Source organism: Leifsonia sp. 21MFCrub1.1, from assembly GCF_900107895.1.
GTDB classification, from domain to species: Bacteria; Actinomycetota; Actinomycetes; order Actinomycetales; family Microbacteriaceae; genus Leifsonia; species Leifsonia soli.
In genome coordinates, this window is sequence record NZ_LT629867.1 from 400191 (window position 1) to 418681 (window position 18491).

Sequence of the window (18491 nt, forward strand, 5' to 3'; positions counted from 1 at the left end):
CCGTGTCCGATTTCCGCACGCGCTCGCCCGACGCCACCCGCTAGCGTCGAGGGGTGAAGGTCGCTGTGCAGTTCGTCGCCATGGGTCTCGTCTGGGGCGCCAGCTTCCTGTTCATGAAGGTGGCTCTCGGCGGTGTGAGCTTCGGGCAGGTCGCCTGGGCGCGACTGGTGTTCGGAGCTCTGACCCTCGGCATCATCGCCCTCGTCATGCGGGTGCGGCTGCCGCGCGAGCCGATCGTCTGGCTGCACTTCGCGGTCGTCGCTGTGACCTACTGCGTCATCCCGTTCCTGCTGTTCGCCTGGGCGGAGCAGTACGTGTCGTCCAGCCTCGCGAGCATCTACAACGCCGTCACGCCGATCACGACGGCGATCCTCGTCACGGCCGCGTTCCGGGTCGAGAAGCTGAACCGCGACCAGGTGCTCGGCGTGCTGATCGGCGTCGTCGGCGTGGTCGTGGTGGTCGGGCCGTGGGCGGTGGATGCGCTGGGCGGCAGCCTGTGGGGCCAGCTCGCCTGCCTCGGAGCCGTCACCTGCTACGGGTTCAGCTTCGGCTACATCCGTAAGTTCATCAGCCCGCGGGCGGTGTCTGCGACCACGAGCGCGTTCCTCAACATCGGCTTGGCGGCGGTCATCATGATCCTCCTGACGCCCGTGGTCGCGTGGCACCCGATCACCTTCAGCTGGCCGGTGCTGCTGTCGCTCCTGGCGCTCGGCGCCCTCGGCACCGGTGTCGTCTACATCTGGAACATGAACGTGCTGCGCGCGTGGGGGCCGACCGCGACATCCGGGGTCACCTACGTCACGCCCGTTGTCGGGGTCGCCCTCGGCATCCTCGTGCTCGGCGAGCACCTGACCTGGAACGAACCGGTGGGTGCCGTGATCGTGCTCGCGGGCATCCTGCTCACCCAGCAGCGCGTCCGGCTGTTCACCCGGCGGCAGGCCGAGCTCGCCGCCCAGGCGGCCGCGGCGCGCTAGCTGTGCGCCGGAGACCCGTCTGCCTCCGTCGCCGGAAGGGACTCCAACGCGAGCCGGCCTGCACCGATGAGCGCGGCGTCGGGTCCCGATCGGGCAGCCTCGACCCGCACATCCGCGAAGGGCGGCCGCAACGACGCGCGGAGCCGTTCAGCGAGCGGATCGATGAACAGGGCACCAAGGCCCGACACTCCTCCTCCGAGCAGCACGGTGCCGGGGTCGACCGTCACGACTGCGGAGGCGAGCGATTCGCCCAGGTCCTCGGCCGCGACCCGGATCACCTGCGCTGCGATGACGTCGCCTTCCGCCGCCAGCCGTCCGATCGAACGCAGATCGCGCGCGCGGCCGGTGAACTCGGCGTAGGTGAGCTCGATGCCCGGGCCGCTGGCGAAGGCCTCGACGTGATCGGCTCCCCCGCACGAGCACACGCGGTGCCGTGCCGAGGGGATGCGGACGTGCCCTACCGAGCCCGCCATGCCCGACGCTCCGAGCAGCACCATGCCATCGGTGACCACGGCGCCGCCGATGCCCGTCCCGACGGCGACGAACAGGAAACGCTCCAGGCCCGACGTCGTCCGCTCGCCCGTCGCCGCCGCATGGACATCGTTCACGACCACCACGGGCGCCCCGAGTCGCGAGCGTAGGCCGCCGGCCACGTCGGTTCCGCTCCAGCCCGCCAGATGGTCGGTGGAATGGACGACGACGCCGTGCTCGTCGAACGCCCCCGCGCTGCCGACGCCGAAAGCATCCGGCGTGATCCCCGTTCGTTCGGCGATGGTCGCGACCAGGGCGGCGGCGGTGTCCAGCACGACCTGCGGGCCCGCCTGCGCCGGCGTGGGCGTCTCGGCGCGATGTGCCAGGCTCCCATCCGGCCGAACCACAGCGGCGGCCGTCTTCGTCCCGCCGATGTCGATGCCGACGACGACGGGTCCACGTGCCGGCATCAGGTGCCGCGCGGCGTCGCGGCCGCGAATCGCCGGGTGATGGCGATGGGGTCGGTGATGGCTCCGCCGACGACGACGGCGAACGCGCCGGCGTCGAAGGCGCGGGAGACCTGCTCCGGGGTCTGGAAGCGTCCTTCCGCCAGTACGCGAACCCCGCGTGAGGCGAGCTCCGCCACGAGTTCGATGTCCGGGCCGGGGTCCATCCGCGAGTACGGCGTGTAACCGGAGAGGGTGGTCCCCACGAACGTCGCACCCGCGTCCCACGCCGTCAGCCCCTCGTCGAGGGTCGACACGTCGGCCATGATCGGCACCGGCACCGCCAGGACGGCGGAACGGACCCGCGAGGCGACATCCCCGGCGACCTCGGCGGTGGCGTCGACCGCGACGACGTCGGCCCCCGCCGCGGCGAGCGCGATGACCTGCTCGTCGGTGTGGGTGATGATGTTGCGCCGGGGGCCCATCCGCTTGTCGAGCCCGATGACCGGGACATCCGTCAACGGCCGGACGGCCGACACATCGTCCGGCCCGTTGACGCGCAGGGCGACCGCACCGCCCTGCAGCGCGCTCGCCGCGAGCCGTGCGATCGTCGCCGTGTCGCGCATCGGCGAGCCCTGCTGGGCCTGGCACGAGACGACGAGCCCTCCTTCGATCGCCGCGAGAGCGCCGAGCCGACCGTCCGCGGTGCGGGCGAGGGCTCCCTCGCTGCTACTTGAGTGCGCCTGCACTGATACCCCCTACGAAGTAGCGCTGGAAGACGACGAAGAGCGCCAGCGCTGGAATGGTGAACAAGACGGATGCCGCCATCAGCGGACCCCATTCGACGTTGTGCTCCCCGAAGAAGGAGTACAGGCCGATGGACAACGTGTATTTGGAGGCGTCGTTGAGGTAGATCAACGGATTCAGGAAGTCGGTCCACGCCCAGACGAACTGGAAGATCACCGCGGTGATCAGGGCGGGCCGCGCTTGCGGGAGCACGATCGACCAGTAGATGCGGAATTCCGAAGCGCCGTCGATCCGAGCGGCCTGGATCAGCTCATCGGGCACCGACATCAGGAACTGGCGCAGCATGAAGATCAGGAACGGGGTTCCGAAGAACGCCGGGGCCACGAGCGGGATGATCGTGTTCGTCGCTTGCAGACCGTTCCACATCAGGAAGAGCGGGATCATCGTCACCTGTGGCGGCAACATCATGGTCGCCATCACGATCACGAGGAGCGGACGCTGCCCCCGCCACCCGATCTTCGAGAGGGAGTACGCGACGAGCGGCGACGCGATCAGCATCCCGAGCACCGAGAGGGCTGCGATGACGACGGTGTTCCACAGGTACTGCCAGAACGGGATCTCCTCGAACACCGCCACGAAGTTGTCGAGTGTCCACTCCTTCGGCCAGAGTGCCGGCGGCGAGCTGAAGATGTCCGCCGGGAGCTTGAATGCGGTGCTGAGCATCGCAAGGAACGGGAAGACGAAGAGGAGGGTCAGCCCCCAGACGAGTGCGTAGCGGCCCGCGGTTCGCGCTGGCCGCCGCCGGCGCCGGCGCGGTTCGCCCTCGCTGTCGGTCCACGGGGCTCGGCTCGGCGCCTGCGGCTTCTCAATTGCGTTCAGAACCATAGTGAACCCATTTCTTGGACGACCAGAGCAGCAGCAGGGTGATCACCAGCGTGATCAGGAAGAGCACCCAGGCCATCGCCGAGGCGTAGCCCATCTTCAGGAAGACGAACGCGTTCTGGTACAGGTACATCGCGTAGCTGATCATCGATTGCCCCGGCCCTCCGCTCGCCTCATTGAGTCGTGTCTGGGTGAGCAGGTAGGGCTGGGTGAAGATCTGCAGATAGGCGATCACCGTCACGATCACCTGGAACAGGGTCACGGGCGAGATCGTCGGCCAGGTGATGAACCGGAAGCGGCCCCACCAGCCGGCGCCGTCGAGCTCGGCTGCCTCGTAGAGCTCCGTCGGGACGTCCTTGATCGCGGCCAGATAGATGATCATGGTGCCGCCGATGGTCCAGAGGCACATGAGCAGGATGGCCGGCTTGCCCCACGCAGGCTGCTCGAGCCACTCCGGCTGGGGGAGGTGGAGGAGGCCGAGGAAGTAGTTCACGAAGCCGTACTGGGTGTTCAGCAGCCATCGCCAGAGATAGCCTCCGACGACGATCGGGACGATGGTCGGGAGGTACACCAGGGCCCGGTAGAGCGGCTGACCGCGCACCGGGAGATTGAGGAAGTGAGCTCCGAGGATCGAGATGGCGATCGTCAGAGGCACCCCGGTGACGGTGAGGAACAGCGTGTTCGCCAATGCCTTCCAGAATGTGGAGTCCTGAAGCATGTGGGCGTAGTTGTCGAGCCCGACCCAGGACGGCGCCTGGAAGAGGTTGAAGTCGGTGAAGCTGTAGCCGGCCGAGGCGAGCACCGGCCAGACGATGAACACCGCCGCCCCGATGATGAACGGCGACGCGAACGCCAGACCCAGCAGGGTCTGGCGTCGCGCACCGCGCTTGGCAGTCATCAGGGACATCAGTAGGAGCGCGCCTTGTCCGCGACCGAGGAGAGCGCCTTCTCGGGCGAGGCGACCCCGCGCACGACGTCGTCGAAGGCTGTGGCGAGGTCGGTCGAGTACTGCGCGCTGTACGGCTGGGACGCCAGCGACTTCGCGTTCTTGCTTGTCAGAGCCTTCAGCCAGGAGTCGAAGTGCGGAATGTCGCCGTACGCGGAAGCCGTCAGCAGGGACGTCTTGGACGGCAGGTTGCCCAGCGCCAGTGTGAAGTCCGTCATCGGCTTGTCCCCGACGATGTAGGCCAGGAACTTCGCCGCCTCGGCCTTGTGCTTCGAGTTGCTGGGGATGAACAGCGTGCTCGTCGTCACCTGGGTCGTGCCGGCGAGCTCCGGGCTCGCCGCGGGGATGTCCACGACGCCCCAGTTGAGGTTCGGCGCCACCTTCGGGATGTTGATGGCCTGCCACTCGCCGTCGATCACCATGGCCTCCTTCCCGGTGTAGAACGGGTCCTGCGCCGACATGTACTGCCCGAGACCCGAGGTGAAGGTCGCGATCTTGTCCGCGCCGTACGTATCGGTGAGGGTCTTGGCGTACCAGTCGAGCGCCTCGACGTTCTTGGGGTCGTCCGGCGTCGGGGTCTTCCCGTTCTTGCCGTCCCAGGTGCCGCCGAACGCATAGCCGAGGGTGGTGAAGAGCGTCGACGTCGAGGGGTTGCCGAGGCCGATCTGCGTGATCGCGCCGTTCGCGTCGGTGACGGTGAGCTTCTTGACCGCGTCCGCCAGCTCGTCCATGGTCGTCGGCGGCTGCACGCCCGCCTTGTCGAGCAGGTCCTTGTTGTACATGAGCTGCTGGGTGTGCACGGCGATCGGCAGTGCGTACGTCTTCCCCTCGTACTTCATCTGGTCCAGCGCGGCGGGGGCGAACCCGTCGAGGTCGACCTTCTCGGTCTTCAGGTAGTCGTCGAGCGGCGCCAGGATTCCCTTCGACGCCCACGAGCCGACGGTGTTCCCGAAGTTGTCGGAGATGTCGAAGCTGCCGTTGCTGGACGACATCGAGGTGAGCTGCTTCTGCGCGTCAGGGCTGGAGACGCCGACCACCTTGATCTCGGACTGGCTCTTGTTGAAGTCGGCGATGACCTTCTCGAGCGCCTTCGCCTCTTCTCCTCCCCAGAGGTAGGAGAAGGTGATGGTGGTGGGGCCGGAGGACGCGGCCCCGGAGCATCCGCTCAAGGCGACGGCGACGGCGGCGACGCCGGTGAGCGCGACGGTGCGCAGCAGGGGCCGCCGTCTCGTGATCCTGGTTTCCATGGGCTTCCTTACGGGTGTCAGGGGTCGGATGGGAGTGCTTGTCAATTGGTGTACTCCATTCGCTCGAACGGTGTCAACAGATTCGCGGAAATTGCGGAATAGTTGCGATGGATGGTCTCGATCTCCCTAAAATGGTTCTCACCAATCCGACACCGGGCCGGATGCATCGCGGAGGAGATCATGGCGGAGCAGCACACGAAGTCCGAGCGGCTGCGTCAGCACCTCGTCGACGTCATCGACCAGGGGCTCGAACCGCACTCCAAGCTGCCGACCGAGCGCGATCTCGCCTCTGAGTTCGACGTCAGCCGACTGACCGTGCGGCGGGCGCTCGACCGTCTCGAGCACGAGGGTCTCGTCTACCGGGTGCAAGGCGCCGGCACGTTCGTCGCCGCCCCGCGGATCACCAAGTCCGTCGAGCTGACCTCGTTCAGCGAGGACATGCGCGCCCGCGGTCTCGTCCCCGGCTCCTCGGTGCTGGTCACCGAGACCATCTCCGCCGGCGCCCGGCTCGGCGCCAAGCTGAGGGTCAGCCCGTCGGACGACGTGTTCCACATCCGGCGGGCGCGCACCGCGGACGGTGAGCCGATGGCTCTCGAGGACACGTACCTCAATCCGCGGCTGTTTCCCGGCCTGATCGACAACATCGGCAGCGAATCGCTCTACCAGATCCTCGAAACCGAGTACGGGATGAAGATCGAATGGGCCGAGCAGAGCATCCATGCCAGTGTGCTCGAGCCGGAGGAGGCGCAGCTGCTGAGCGCTCCGCCCTTCTCTCCGGCCTTCTACGTGACCCGCACCAGTTTCGATGCCCAGGACCGACCGGTCGAATACGCCGAATCGACGTATCGGGGCGACCGCTATCACTACGAGCTCCAGATCCACCGCACGCGCTGAACCGAGGAGACCCATGCGCATCGCACTCGTCCCGTTGGATGAACGCCCTGTGAACGTCCAGCTCCCGCGCCAGGTCGCGGCGATCGCGGGCGCCGATCTGATCCTGCCGCCGGCGGACGCGATGCCCGACTTCCGGAGGCCGGCCGATATCGCGACGCTCCACGACTGGCTGCGCGGGCTCGTGCGATCGAAGGGGGTCGACAGTCTCGTGGTGTGCGTCGACACGCTCGTGCATGGCGGCATCATCCCGGCGCGCATCACCTCCGACACGACGACCACGGCGTTGGCACGCCTCGATCTGCTCCGCGAACTCAAAGCTGTCGCCCCGGCACTGCGCATCACGGCAGCCTCCCTGATCATGCGGGCGAGCGACTCCTATTCGTCGGTCGAGGAGCCTGCGTATTGGGAGAACTGGGGCCGCGAACTGCACGCTCTGGGCGGAGACCTCCATCGAGCGCTGGAAGCGGACATCGTGGAGGGCGAAGGCGCCGTCGAGCCGCTCGCCACGACTGTCCCCGACGGCGTCCGCAGCGATTTCGAGCTTCGCCGCCTCCGTAACCACACGATCAATCTCGCGGCCCTCGCGCTCCACGAGGAAGGCACGATCGACACGCTGACGCTGACGGCGGACGACACCGCTCCGTACTCGGCCGGTTCGGCCGAACAGGTGTGGCTCCGGCATTGGGCGCGCGCGTTGCCCGGCGGCGGCGATGTCCTGATGTATCCGGGTGCCGACGAGGTGGGAGCGGTTCTGGTCGCTCGTGCCCTCACCTCCGACGTCGGCGTCCCGTCGTGGCGGATCGTCTGTGGTGAGCCGGACGGTCTCGACCGGGTTCCGAGCTTCGAGAATGCGGCGCTGCGCGAGAGCCTGGCCCGGCAGATCGTCGCCGCAGGAGGGCGCCTCGCCGAGCCGGAGGAGTCCGCCGATCTGGTCGTGGTGGCGCACGCGCCGGATCCCTCCCGGGGGGACTTCTTCGGAACACGGCCGGCTTCCGACCCGGCCGCCACCGAGGCCACCGTGGCTGCCGTGCGAACGGCTCTGGCGGGAGGCTCTATCGTCGCGCTCGCCGATGTGCGGTTCAGCAACGGAGGCGATCCCGACCTGGTCGATCGGCTGGCGGCCGAAGGCCTCCTGCTCCAGCTCGCGTCCTACGGAGGCTGGAACACCGCGGGCAACTCGATCGGGGGAGCCGTGGCGCAGGCGACCGCTCTGTGGGCCGGGCGTGCGACCGGTAACGCAGATGAGACCGCGGCGAGGGAGGCGCTGCTCACCCGTGTCCTGGACGATCGGGCCTACCAGAGCGGAACGCGTCTCGCGATGCATGCGGCCGAGTTCGGGGGCAGCATCAGCCCGGTCGACGCCGATCGGCAGCGGGTGGCCGTAGCCAGGATCGCCCGTGAGCTCGGCGACTATCTGAGCAGCATCCTCCCGGAGGGTGAGGCTTGGCGGATCGACCGGGTGACCCTGCCGTGGGCGAGGAGCTTCGAGATCGAAATCGCCCTTCGGCAAGGGTAATGGTGTCATCCATTGGGTGATGACTACTGATAATTAAAGGAAGTTGTTGCCGAGACGATCTTAAATGGGCTATACCATTTACGAGTCTCGGCACTGGCGTCGGGACCGCTCACTCGAAGGAGTAGGTATGAGTCACCGCACCGGGTCGCGTCTCGCGTCCCTGATCGCCGGGGCTGCCCTGGCCGCGGCCCTGGTCGTTCCAGCGACGCCGGCCGCCGCCACACCGACCTGCACCACCTCCCCGCGCATCGACGGCAGCTTCATCCAGCCGGCACTCGTCGACGGCTGGAGCGCCACCCAGCTCTCCTCCGAGCTCGGTACCTTGACCAATGCGTGCATCACCAGCCAGGTGATCCAGTGGACGGCGGACACGAAAGCGTCGACCACCGTCTACCCGAGTGGGCTCAGCGGGTACACGCAGAGCACGTCGACGGATGTGGTCTCCCGTGTTCTCACGGCGGCGGACAGCGCCGGGGTCGCCGAGTACCTGGGGTTGCAGACGAACGACGACTGGTGGAACACCTATGCCAACGACACCACCTGGCTGAACGGCCAGGCGACGGCGGCGAACGCCCTGGCCGACGATCTCTATGCCCGGTATGGGACGCACACGTCCTTCGCCGGCTGGTACCTTCCGTTCGAGGTCGACAACTGGAACTTCACCTCGACCTCGTCCTGGACCGCCATGGCGACGTTCTATACGACGATCGCGAACCATCTGCATGCGCTCACCCCGGGCAAGCCCGTGATCATCAGCCCGTTCTACAACACGTCCGGAGGTCAGACCAGCACCCAGTGGACGAGCATGTGGTCGAGCATCCTCGCCTCCGCTCCGATCGATGTGATCGCCCTGCAGGACGGGGTCGGTGCCGGTCATGCGACGACCGCGCAGTTGGCCACGTGGTTCTCGGCAACCAAGAGCGCGATCACCAGCTCCCGCCCGGCCACCCAGCTCTGGGCGGACAGCGAGACCTTCAACCCGGACTTCACGCCGATGTCGACCTCCCAGCTGATCGCCGACCTGAACGCCGTTGCGCCGTACGTGACCAAGACCCTGTCGTTCTCGTACGACCACTACGACAGCCCGCTGACGGTCCCCGCCGTGTACGACACCACCTACCGGAACTACCTGTCCACCGGTGCTGTGGAGTCGTCGGCCCCGACCACGCCGACAGGTCTGACAGCGACGGCGGGCGGCGTCACTTCGGTGAATCTGGCCTGGACGGCGTCCACCGACAACATCGGCATCGCCGGATACCGCGTCTATCGCGGAGGGGCGCTCGTGAAAGTGATCCAGGGCGCAGTGACCGGCTTCACGGATGCCGGTCTCAGCCCCGCGACGACCTACAGCTACAAGCTGGCCGCTTTCGATGCCGCCGGCAACGTGTCCGCCCAGAGCACGACGGCGACGGCGACGACGTCCTCGGCACCCGCAGCGAACCCTCTGATCTCCTCGGGCCGTTCGTACACGACGTCCGTTGGCGCGGACCCGGGCTATCCGGACACGGGCGCAGCGGAGCTGACGAACGGCGTCACGGGCACGACGAGCTATTCCGACGCAGCGTGGCAGGGCCGGAATACGGGAAGCGCCTACAGCTTCACGATCGACCTCGGCTCGACCAAGACCATCACCCAGGTGGGGACGTCGTGGCTGCAGACGAAATCCGTTTACATCTTCCTGCCGTCCAGCATCCAGGTCTCGGTGTCGACCAGCGGCTCGACCTTCACGCCTCTGGTGACCATGCCCGCACCGAATGTGAGTGATGCCGACCAGCGGTACACCTACGCGGCATACGGGCTCTCCGGCTCGGGGCGTTACATCCGATTCACCGTCACCCCCGCAAGCAGTGCCTGGTCGTTCGTGGACGAGGCGACCGTCCGGGGGCTGTGACGCCGCGACGCGCTAGCTGTGTGCGCGGAGGAAGGCGATGGTCGCATCCAGTGCCGTGTGCGCCTCAGCGAACTTGAGGTGGAACTGGTACTCGTGCGGCAGTGCGGGCTCGTGGTCGGCGGGCCAGAACAGCTCGGTCACGTCGACGCCCTTCGCGCGCAGCGCCGCCGCCATCGGCACGGACTGGGTCCAGGTGAGGCCGTCGCCGTTTCCGCCGGAGATGTAGGTCGGCGGGAAGGCGGCGGTGACGTGCTGGATGGTCGACATGGTCGACCCGACGTAGGTCTGCGACCAGTCCTTCGTGCCGCTGTACGACCAGAGCGCCGTCTTGAAGCCCCAGCCGTCGACGCCGGTGAGGCTGGCGAGGGCGGTGAGGTCGTAGACGCCGCAGTTGAGCACGACGGCCGACAGCTGGTCGGGCTGGAGCGCCGGCGCGATGCCGAGCAGGTTCGCGTACTCGGGGCTGGTGGTCATCACGGCCAGCTGGCTGGCGAGCTGCGATCCGGCGGAGTCCCCGGCCAGGATGATGCGGCTCGGGTCGATGCCGAGCGTCTCCGCGTGCGCGTCGAGGTAGGCGAGGGCGTCGTTGAGCTGCCGGACCGCGGTCGGGTAGGTCGCCTCCGGCCCGACGGTGTAGTTGAGCCCGACGGTCGTGAAGCCCTGATCGGCCAGGATGCGCAGGTAGGGGTCGACGTCGGAGCTGACGCCCGAGATCCACGCGCCGCCGTGGATCCACACCACGGTCGGCAGCGGGTCCGTGGCGCTCTCCGGGCGGAAGATGTCGAAGGTCGTGTCCGGCGAGCCCGGCGCGTAGCGGAGGCCGGTCTGCGCTGTCACTCCACTGGTCGGCACGAACGGCTGCATCTCGGCGACGGTCTCGGCCGCGCCCTTCGCGAAGACGCTGCGGATCGTCAGGGCGGACGGCCACGGTGACGACGACGCCAGACTGCCCAGGATGAGCAGGCAGAGCAGCACGATCGCGGTGACGGACACGACGCGGCGGGCCCGCCGCGAGAGAAGTGGAGGCGTCGGCAGCTCGTCGGCGCGGGCACGGGTCATGCCCTCACCGTAGCGACACCGACCACCGGCTCCGGAGGTTTTCGCCCTCCGACCGCGTGTCGGGGGCGAAAAACTCCGGAGCGGACGGTGGGGGAGTTACGCGACCGTTGGGCCGAAGTGCTCGGGGAGGGTGGAGCGGTGGACGCCGCGGAGCTCCTCGAGGCCGATGGTGAAGAGGTCCTGCACCTCGAGCACCGGCTGGGCGCCGACCTCGGCGTCGGTCACGCCGATGCGGAGGGCCGGGATGTTGCGCCCCGCGCACAGGCCGCGGAACTTGACGTCGTCCTCGCGCGGGACGGTGACCAGGACGCGGGCCGTCGACTCCGAGAACAGCGCGGTCGCCGCATCCACGCCGTCGCGCTCCTCGATCTCGGTGAGCCAGACGCGGGCGCCGACGCCGAAGCGGATGACGCTCTCGGCGAGGGCCTGCGCGAGGCCGCCGTCGGCGAGGTCGTGGGCCGAGGACACCAGCCCCTCGAGGGAGGCCGCGTGCAGCGTCTGGGCGAGCGAGCGCTCGGCGTCGAGGTCGACCGCCGGCGGGTGGCCGCCGAGGTGGCCGTGGATGGTGCCGGCCCACGCCGAGCCGTCCAGCTCCTCGCGGGTGATGCCGAGGAGGTAGATGTTCTCGCCCTCGTCCTGCCAGCCGCTCGGGATGCGCCGGGCGACGTCGTCGATCACACCGAGGACGCCGACCACCGGGGTCGGGAAGATCGGGGTGTCGCCGGTCTGATTGTAGAAGGAGACGTTGCCGCCGGTGACCGGGATCTCGAGCTCCAGGCAGGCGTCAGACAGGCCCTCGACGGCCTGCGAGAACTGCCACATGACCTCGGGATTCTCCGGGCTGCCGAAGTTGAGGCAGTCGGTGACCGCGACCGGGACGGCGCCGGACGCGGCGACGTTGCGGTACGCCTCGGCCAGCGCCAGCTTCGCGCCCTGCTTCGGGTCGAGCTGGCAGTAGCGGCCGTTGGCGTCGGTGGCGATGGCGAAGCCGAGGCCGGACTCCTCGTCGACGCGGATCATGCCGGCGTCGTCGGGGAAGGCGAGCGCGGTGTTGCCGCCGACGAAGTAGTCGTACTGGTCGGTGATCCAGCCCTTGTCGGCCAGGTTGGCGCTGCCGAGCAGGGCGAGCGTCTGCTCGCGCAGCGCGTCGCCGGTGGCCGGGCGGGCGAGCACGGAGGCCGAGTCGTCCTGGAGGGCGTCGATCCAGGCCGGGTAGGCGACGGGGCGCTCGTAGACCGGGCCGTCGACCGCGACCGTGCGCGGGTCGACGTTGACGATCTCCTCGCCGTTCCAGTTGATGACGAGGCGGCCGGTCTCGGTGACCTCGCCGAGCACGCTGGTCTCGACATCCCACTTGGCGGTGACGGCGAGGAAGGCGTCGAGCAGCTCCGGCTTGACGACCGCCATCATGCGCTCCTGGCTCTCCGACATGAGGATCTCCTCCGCCGTGAGGCTCGGGTCGCGCAGGAGCACCTTGTCGAGCTCGATGAACATCCCGCCGTCGCCGTTGGAGGCCAGCTCGCTGGTCGCGCACGAGATGCCGGCGGCGCCCAGATCCTGGATGCCCTCGACCAGCTTGTCGCGGAACAGCTCCAGGCAGCACTCGATGAGCACCTTCTCGGCGAACGGGTCGCCGACCTGCACGGCCGGACGCTTGGTCGGGCCGCCCGCGGAGAACGTGTCGGACGCGAGGATGCTGGCGCCGCCGATCCCGTCGCCGCCGGTGCGCGCACCGAACAGCACGACCTTGTTGCCGGCCCCGGACGCGTTCGCCAGGTGCAGGTCTTCGTGGCGCAGGACGCCGACCGAGAGGGCGTTCACCAGCGGGTTGCCCTGGTACACCGGGTCGAAGTAGGTCTCGCCGCCGATGTTCGGGAGGCCCAGGCAGTTGCCGTAGAACGAGATGCCCGAGACGACGCCGTGCACGACGCGCGCGGTGTCCGGGCTGTCGATGGCGCCGAAGCGCAGTTGGTCCATGACGGCGACCGGGCGCGCGCCCATCGAGATGATGTCGCGGACGATGCCGCCGACGCCGGTCGCGGCGCCCTGGAACGGCTCGATGTAGGAGGGGTGGTTGTGCGACTCCACCTTGAAGGTGACCGCCCAGCCCTCGCCGACATCCACGACGCCGGCGTTCTCGCCCATGCCGACCATGAGGTTCTTCTTCATGGCCGGGCTGACCTTCTGCCCGAACTGCCGCAGGTAGATCTTCGACGACTTGTAGGAGCAGTGCTCCGACCACATCACCGAGTACATCGCCAGCTCGCCGCTGGTCGGGCGGCGGCCGAGGATCTCGCGGATCTTCGCGTACTCGTCCTCCTTGAGCCCGAGCGCCGCGAACGGCTGCTCCCGCTCCGGGGTCTCGATCGCGTTCGCGACGGTGTCGACGACGTGGGCGGTGGCGGTGTCGGTCACGCGGGCACTCCAGGCTGGGCGGGGCTGGGCGGGGATGTGCTCCAGTCTACCGGGCTACGGAGACGGTCAGGCCGGGCAGTGCTCCTTCGGCATGACTCTTACTGTCGTCATCCCCAGGGGTCGGAGCATCTCGTTCCCGACCTGGAAGCCGTCGACCACTCCGTCTTTCACCGAGAAGACGATCCAGCCGCCTCGACCGTCCGTGACGGCGTATTGCGTCCACCCTTTCGGGCTTTCGTACGTCTTCTCCATCGACGGGTAAGCGCCGAGGAGCTCGTCGAAGGTCGAGCCGATACCGATGTCCTCCGGGGTTCTCGGCGTATCCCGAGGGTCCGCGCCTGGCGCGCCCAAGGTGGTGATCTCGATGGTTGCTGTTCGATCCGAGCCGTCGACCGGGCCGTGGATATAGAAATAGAGCCCCGACGGCGATCGAGCTGTCCTCTGCGATTCATAGCAGAGCGACTCTGTTTCGTCGGTGAAGCTCGAGGGAAGGCGGCTCTGGAGCACGGTGAGAGGCTGATTCAGCGACAACGGTCCGACGCCATCGAATCGGATGACCCACGTCGAGGGATCGGCTGGGTCTTCTGTCGAGGCGGTCGGGGTGAGGGGGGTGGGCGTCGGTGTGGGGGTCGGTGTCGGCGTCACGGTCGGCGTCGGGGTGGGCGCCGCGACGGGTGCAGGGTTGAGCAGTCCGGTGCCGAGCGCGTAGGCGACCGACCCGCCGGAGATGGTCAGGGCGAGCACCACGAGCGTCGCGACGAGCGCGGTGCGCTTGCGGCCGCCGGCGCGTCCGGGGTGGGCGGCCGCGTTGTCGACCACGAGGTCGCGGATCGCCGCCTTGCGGCGCGGGTCGAAGGTGGGCTCGTCGCTCATCGCTCGCCTCCGTTCATCAGTTCTGCGAGTCGGGACTTGGCGCGGGAGAGGCGCGACTTCACGGTGCCGGAGGCCACGCCGAGCGCGGTGGCGGCCTCGGCGGTGCTGAGCTCCTCCAGCACGCAGAGGGTGAGGATGTCCTGGTCGCGCTTGGGCAGCTGCGCGAGCGCGGCACGCAGGGAGGCGCGGCGCGCGTCGCGGTCGATGCGGTCGTCTACGGAGTCGGCGTGGTCGGGTGCGTGCTCCGGAGGGGGAAGCTGCTGCAGCCCTTCCCGGTAGCGCCGTGACGCCCGTGCGTAGTTGCGGAACACGAAGTTCGTCGTGACCAGCAGCCACGCGACCACCGAGCCGTCGACGACGCGCATCGCATCCCGGCGGCGCCAGGCCTCCAGGAAGACCACGGCAACGATGTCCTCGGCGTCGTGCAGTGACGCGGTCAGCCGCATCGCCTGCCGGAACACGCGGTCATGATGCAGGTCGAACAGTGCGCCGAACGCGTCCGCATCACCGGCGTTCACGCGTTCGAGCACCGCCGGCTCATCGAGTTGGATTCCCCTCACACTCTGTAGTGTCCCGGGCAGGGCGAGTGGTTCCCAAACTCGGCGACCCCCGTCAGCCGACGCGCGAGAACGGGTCCGGGATGGCCGCCAGCAGCTCCTGCGTGTAGGGGTGGGTCGCATTGTCGATCACCTGTGACGCCGGGCCCTGCTCCATCACCCGGCCGCCCTCCAGCACCGTGACGTCGTCGGCCAGGGCGCGGGCCGAGAGCAGGTCGTGGGTGATGTAGAGCATGGCGATGCCGCGGTCGGCGACCAGGCGCTTCAGCAGCTCGAGGACCTCGGCGCGGATGGACACGTCCAGCATCGACACCGGTTCGTCGGCGATCAGCACCATCGGGTCGGCGGCGAGGGCCCGAGCGATGACCACGCGCTGCCGCTGGCCGCCGGACAGCTGGTGCGGCAGCTTGTCGATGAAGCGCTCGGCCGGCGTGAGTCCGACCTGTTCGAGCAGCGCGAGCGTCCGTTCCCGCACCTCGCCGCGCGCGACGCCGCCGTAGTTCCGCAGCGGCCGCGACAGTGTGTATGCGACCGTGCTGGCGGGGTTGAGCGACGAGAAGGGGTCCTGGAAGACCAGCTGCGTCGTCGCCCGGTAGGCACGCAGGCGGGCGCCGCGCAACGCTCCGACCGACACCGGCGAAGCCCCGGGCGCGGTCAGCGTGATGGTGCCGCTGTCCGGCCGCTCCATCCCGAGCAGCAGCCGCGCGATCGTCGACTTGCCCGAGCCGGACTGACCGACCAGGGCCGAGACCGTGCGCTGCCGCAGAGTCAGCGACACGTCCTGCAGCGCGGTGACGCTGCGCTTGGTGCGGCCGCGGCCGACACGGTACGTCTTGCCGACCGACTCCATGGAGAGGATGGGAGCCTCGGTCGTCCCGGTCTGCGCCTTCGCGACGCCGCCCGAGCTGACGCGGTACGCATCCAGCAGCATCTCGGTGTACGGGTGCTGGGCGCCGGCCAGCAGCTCCGCGGGCCTGCCCTGCTCGACCAGCTCGCCGTCGAGCATGACCATGACGCGGTCGCTCAGCTCGAGCACCGTGCCCATGTCGTGGCTGATGAACAGCACCGCGAAGCCGAGCTGCGCCTGCAGGTCGCGCAGGCGGTCCAGGATGCGGCGCTGCACCAGCACGTCGAGGCCGGTGGTCGGCTCGTCGAGCACCACCAGCTTCGGCCGGAGGGCGAGCGCGAGGGCGAGGGCGACGCGCTGCTTCATCCCGCCGGAGAGCTCGTGCGGGTAGCTGTCGAGCACCTCCGGGTCGAGGTCGACCATCCGCAGCAGCTCGGCGGCCCGGTCGCGTGAGGCAGGGAGCTTGTGCGCGCTGAAGGTGTCCTTGAACTGCGCCGCGACGGTCAGCACCGGGTTGAGCGAGTTCATCGACGACTGGAACACCGTCGAGAGGGAGACCCAGCGGATCCCGCGCAGCTCGTCGTCGCTCAGGCCGTCGAGGCGGCGGCCGTCGAAGACGATGGACCCGCCCTCCTGGTAGGCCGGGCGACTGAGCAGCTGGAGCACGGCGTTGCCGAGCGTGGACTTGCCGGAGCCGGACTCGCCGACCAGCCCGACGAACTCGCCGTCGTCGATGGTGAACCCGACGTGCTTGACCGCCTGGTGCGCGGCGTGGTCGCGCGGACGGTAGACGACGGACAGGTCGGTGACCTCGAGGAGCGCCATGGTCATCCCTCCCTCAGCTGCGGATTGCTGAGTGTGTCGATGCCGAAATTGATCAGGGTGAAGCTCGTGATGAGCAGGGCGAGCGCGAGGCCGGGCGCCACGAGCCAGGCGAACTGGCCGGTAAGGAGGGCGCCGCCGATGTTGGCCTGGTTGAGCATCCCGCCCCAGCTGACGGTCTGCGGGTCGCCGAGGCCGAGGAACGAGAGGCCCGCCTCCCCGCCGATCGCGCCGAGCGCAGCGCCCATGAAGCCGACCACGATGAGCGAGGTCATGTTGGGCATGATCTCCCGGAGGATGATGCGCGGGGTGCTGTCGCCGGCCAGCTTCGCCGCGGCGACGTAGTCGCGGGTGCGGAGGGAGATCACCTGCGAGCGCTTGATCCGCGCACCGTACGCCCATCCGGTGATGCTGATGACGAAGATGATCATCCCGATGCCGCGCACCGGCGAGTAGGACGCGAGCGTCACGATGAGGGGGAGCACAGGCACCACGAGGGCCAGGTTGGTGAGGAACGAGAGGATGTCGTCGACCACGCCCTGGCTGTAGCCGGACACCAGGCCGATGATGAGCCCGATGACGGTGGAGATCAGGCCCGCCACCAGTCCGACGAGCAGTGAGGTGCGCGCGCCCCAGATCAGCTGGCTGAACACGTCCTCCCCGCTGTCCGTCGTGCCCAGCCAGTGCTGGGCGCTCGGTCCTTCGCTCGGACCGCCTACCGCGGCGCGTGGATCGTAGGGTGCGATCCACGGAGCGAGGAGCGCCGTCAGCAGGAAGACGCCCAGCAGGATGAGGCCGATGCGGCACTTCGGATCGCGCCAGAGGAGGACGTACCAGCGCGGACCACGCCCGCGCTCGGTCCCGATGGGCTGCACGGCCGCCGTTGCGGCCGGGAGGCTCGTCGCCGCGCTCATGCGGTTGCCGCCTTTCGGACTCGGGGGTCGAGGACGCCGTAGAGCATGTCCGCCGCGAGATTCGCGACGAGAACGCCGACGGTCGTCAGGAGGAAGATCGCCTGCAGCAGCGGGTAGTCGCTGTTGCCGACCGCCTCGAACAGCAGGCGTCCGAGGCCCGGGTAGTTGAAGATCGTCTCGACCAGGATGGTGCCGCCCAGCAGGCCGCCCAGCGCCAGCGCGAAGCCGGTCACCGAGGGCAGGATGGCGATGCGCGCCCCGTAGGAGAGGGCGATGGTGCGCTCGCCGAGGCCCTTCGCCTTCGCCAGGCGCGAGTAGTCCTCACCGAGCGTCTGCACCATGTTGTTGCGCATCGCGAGGATCCAGCCGAGCGGCCCGGTGATGAGCAGCGCGATCATCGGCAGCGCCGCGTGGGAGATCGCGTCGCCGATGAACGGCCAGTTCCATCCCGGCACGGTGTCGCCGTAGCCGCCCGACTCCGGGAAGACCTGCCAGGTGAAGCAGAACAGGAAGATCAGCATCAGCGCGATCCAGAAGAAGGGCAGCGTCCCGAGGAACGTCGACCCGAGCGTGAGGACCGAGTCGACCCGCGAGCCGCGGCGGTAGGCGGCCCACGACCCGAGCAGCGTGCCGATGACGAACGACACGATCGTCGTCACACCGACCAGCACGATCGTCCACGGCATCGCCTGCGCGATCACGTCGGTGACCTTGTAGGGGAAGTAGGTGAACGAGACCCCGAAGTCGCCGCGGACGATCGCCCCGAGGTAGTCGAGGTACTGCTGGAACAGGTTCTTGTCGCTCACGCCGAGCATGAGACGCACCGAGTGCAGCTGGGCCGGGTCGATGGAGGCGTTCCGGCCGACCAGCTTGCGCACGATGGCCTCCGCCGGATCCCCCGGCTGCAGCCGGGGGATCAGGAAGTTGAGGGTGATCGCCGCCCACAGGGTGGCGACGAAGAACCCCGCTCTCCGGAGGAAGTACCGCATG

General features: G+C 68.6%; 16 protein-coding genes. 4 read left to right on the forward strand and 12 right to left on the reverse strand.

Translation table 11 applies throughout. The annotated features are described in order from the left end of the window. The first annotated feature begins 53 nt into the window (after nt 1-53). Nucleotides 54-974, forward strand: a complete 921-nt coding sequence (locus tag BLW09_RS01775; protein WP_089907636.1) for a DMT family transporter — start codon at nt 54-56, stop codon at nt 972-974. Here the strand turns inward: BLW09_RS01775 and BLW09_RS01780 are convergent. Genes BLW09_RS01780 through BLW09_RS01800 form a run of 5 tightly spaced genes read right to left on the reverse strand, consistent with a single transcriptional unit; the run spans nt 971 to nt 5713 of the window. After that, the gene (locus tag BLW09_RS01780) at nt 971-1915 is read right to left on the reverse strand and encodes an ROK family protein (RefSeq protein WP_089907639.1); all 945 of its coding nucleotides are present in this window, start codon (nt 1913-1915) and stop codon (nt 971-973) included. The two genes, BLW09_RS01775 and BLW09_RS01780, sit on opposite strands and share 4 nt — an antisense overlap. Further along, on the reverse strand, nt 1915-2640 hold the full coding sequence (locus BLW09_RS01785) for an N-acetylmannosamine-6-phosphate 2-epimerase (RefSeq protein ID WP_197682048.1): 726 nt from the start codon (nt 2638-2640) through the stop codon (nt 1915-1917). The genes BLW09_RS01780 and BLW09_RS01785 overlap by 1 nt, the downstream gene beginning before the upstream one ends. Next, the gene (locus BLW09_RS01790; protein WP_089907641.1) at nt 2621-3523 is read right to left on the reverse strand and encodes a carbohydrate ABC transporter permease; all 903 of its coding nucleotides are present in this window, start codon (nt 3521-3523) and stop codon (nt 2621-2623) included. The genes BLW09_RS01785 and BLW09_RS01790 overlap by 20 nt, the downstream gene beginning before the upstream one ends. Continuing rightward, complete coding sequence (locus BLW09_RS01795; protein ID WP_089907644.1) at nt 3504-4427, reverse strand: carbohydrate ABC transporter permease; 924 nt, start codon at nt 4425-4427, stop codon at nt 3504-3506. The genes BLW09_RS01790 and BLW09_RS01795 overlap by 20 nt, the downstream gene beginning before the upstream one ends. Further along, complete coding sequence (locus BLW09_RS01800) at nt 4427-5713, reverse strand: ABC transporter substrate-binding protein (RefSeq protein WP_089907647.1); 1287 nt, start codon at nt 5711-5713, stop codon at nt 4427-4429. Before BLW09_RS01800 ends, BLW09_RS01795 begins: the two co-directional genes overlap by 1 nt. Nucleotides 5714-5824: 111 nt before the next feature. On the opposite strand from BLW09_RS01800, the gene BLW09_RS01805 reads away from it, so the two are divergent. From BLW09_RS01805 to BLW09_RS01815, 3 genes are all read left to right on the forward strand, one after another. Continuing rightward, nucleotides 5825-6607 carry a GntR family transcriptional regulator gene (locus BLW09_RS01805; RefSeq protein WP_089907650.1) on the forward strand — a complete coding sequence of 261 codons (783 nt, stop codon included), beginning with the start codon at nt 5825-5827 and terminating at the stop codon, nt 6605-6607. A gap of 13 nt (nt 6608-6620) precedes the next feature. Further along, nucleotides 6621-8123, forward strand: coding sequence for a DUF4127 family protein (locus BLW09_RS01810; protein WP_157696887.1), 1503 nt, complete (start codon nt 6621-6623; stop codon nt 8121-8123). A 127-nt stretch (nt 8124-8250) separates the two neighbouring features. After that, nucleotides 8251-10014, forward strand: a complete 1764-nt coding sequence (locus tag BLW09_RS01815) for a DUF4434 domain-containing protein (RefSeq protein ID WP_172824160.1) — start codon at nt 8251-8253, stop codon at nt 10012-10014. A 12-nt stretch (nt 10015-10026) separates the two neighbouring features. On the opposite strand, the gene BLW09_RS01820 is transcribed toward BLW09_RS01815, so the two are convergent. From BLW09_RS01820 to BLW09_RS01850, 7 genes are all read right to left on the reverse strand, one after another. Further along, on the reverse strand, nt 10027-11073 hold the full coding sequence (locus BLW09_RS01820; protein WP_089907659.1) for an alpha/beta hydrolase: 1047 nt from the start codon (nt 11071-11073) through the stop codon (nt 10027-10029). Between the two features lie 96 nt (nt 11074-11169). After that, on the reverse strand, nt 11170-13488 hold the full coding sequence (gene purL, locus BLW09_RS01825; RefSeq protein ID WP_089907662.1) for a phosphoribosylformylglycinamidine synthase subunit PurL: 2319 nt from the start codon (nt 13486-13488) through the stop codon (nt 11170-11172). Nucleotides 13489-13554: 66 nt separating this feature from the next. Next, entirely contained in the window at nt 13555-14361 is an 807-nt protein-coding gene (locus BLW09_RS01830; protein WP_089907665.1) for a hypothetical protein, read from the reverse strand. Then, on the reverse strand, nt 14358-14921 hold the full coding sequence (locus tag BLW09_RS01835; protein ID WP_231946988.1) for an RNA polymerase sigma factor: 564 nt from the start codon (nt 14919-14921) through the stop codon (nt 14358-14360). The genes BLW09_RS01830 and BLW09_RS01835 overlap by 4 nt, the downstream gene beginning before the upstream one ends. A gap of 52 nt (nt 14922-14973) precedes the next feature. Next, entirely contained in the window at nt 14974-16590 is a 1617-nt protein-coding gene (locus BLW09_RS01840; RefSeq protein WP_231946990.1) for an ABC transporter ATP-binding protein, read from the reverse strand. 2 nt (nt 16591-16592) lie between these two features. Next, on the reverse strand, nt 16593-17501 hold the full coding sequence (locus BLW09_RS01845) for an ABC transporter permease (protein ID WP_089907674.1): 909 nt from the start codon (nt 17499-17501) through the stop codon (nt 16593-16595). Then, nucleotides 17498-18490, reverse strand: a complete 993-nt coding sequence (locus tag BLW09_RS01850) for an ABC transporter permease (protein WP_089907677.1) — start codon at nt 18488-18490, stop codon at nt 17498-17500. The genes BLW09_RS01845 and BLW09_RS01850 overlap by 4 nt, the downstream gene beginning before the upstream one ends. Between the last annotated feature and the right edge of the window lies 1 nt (nt 18491).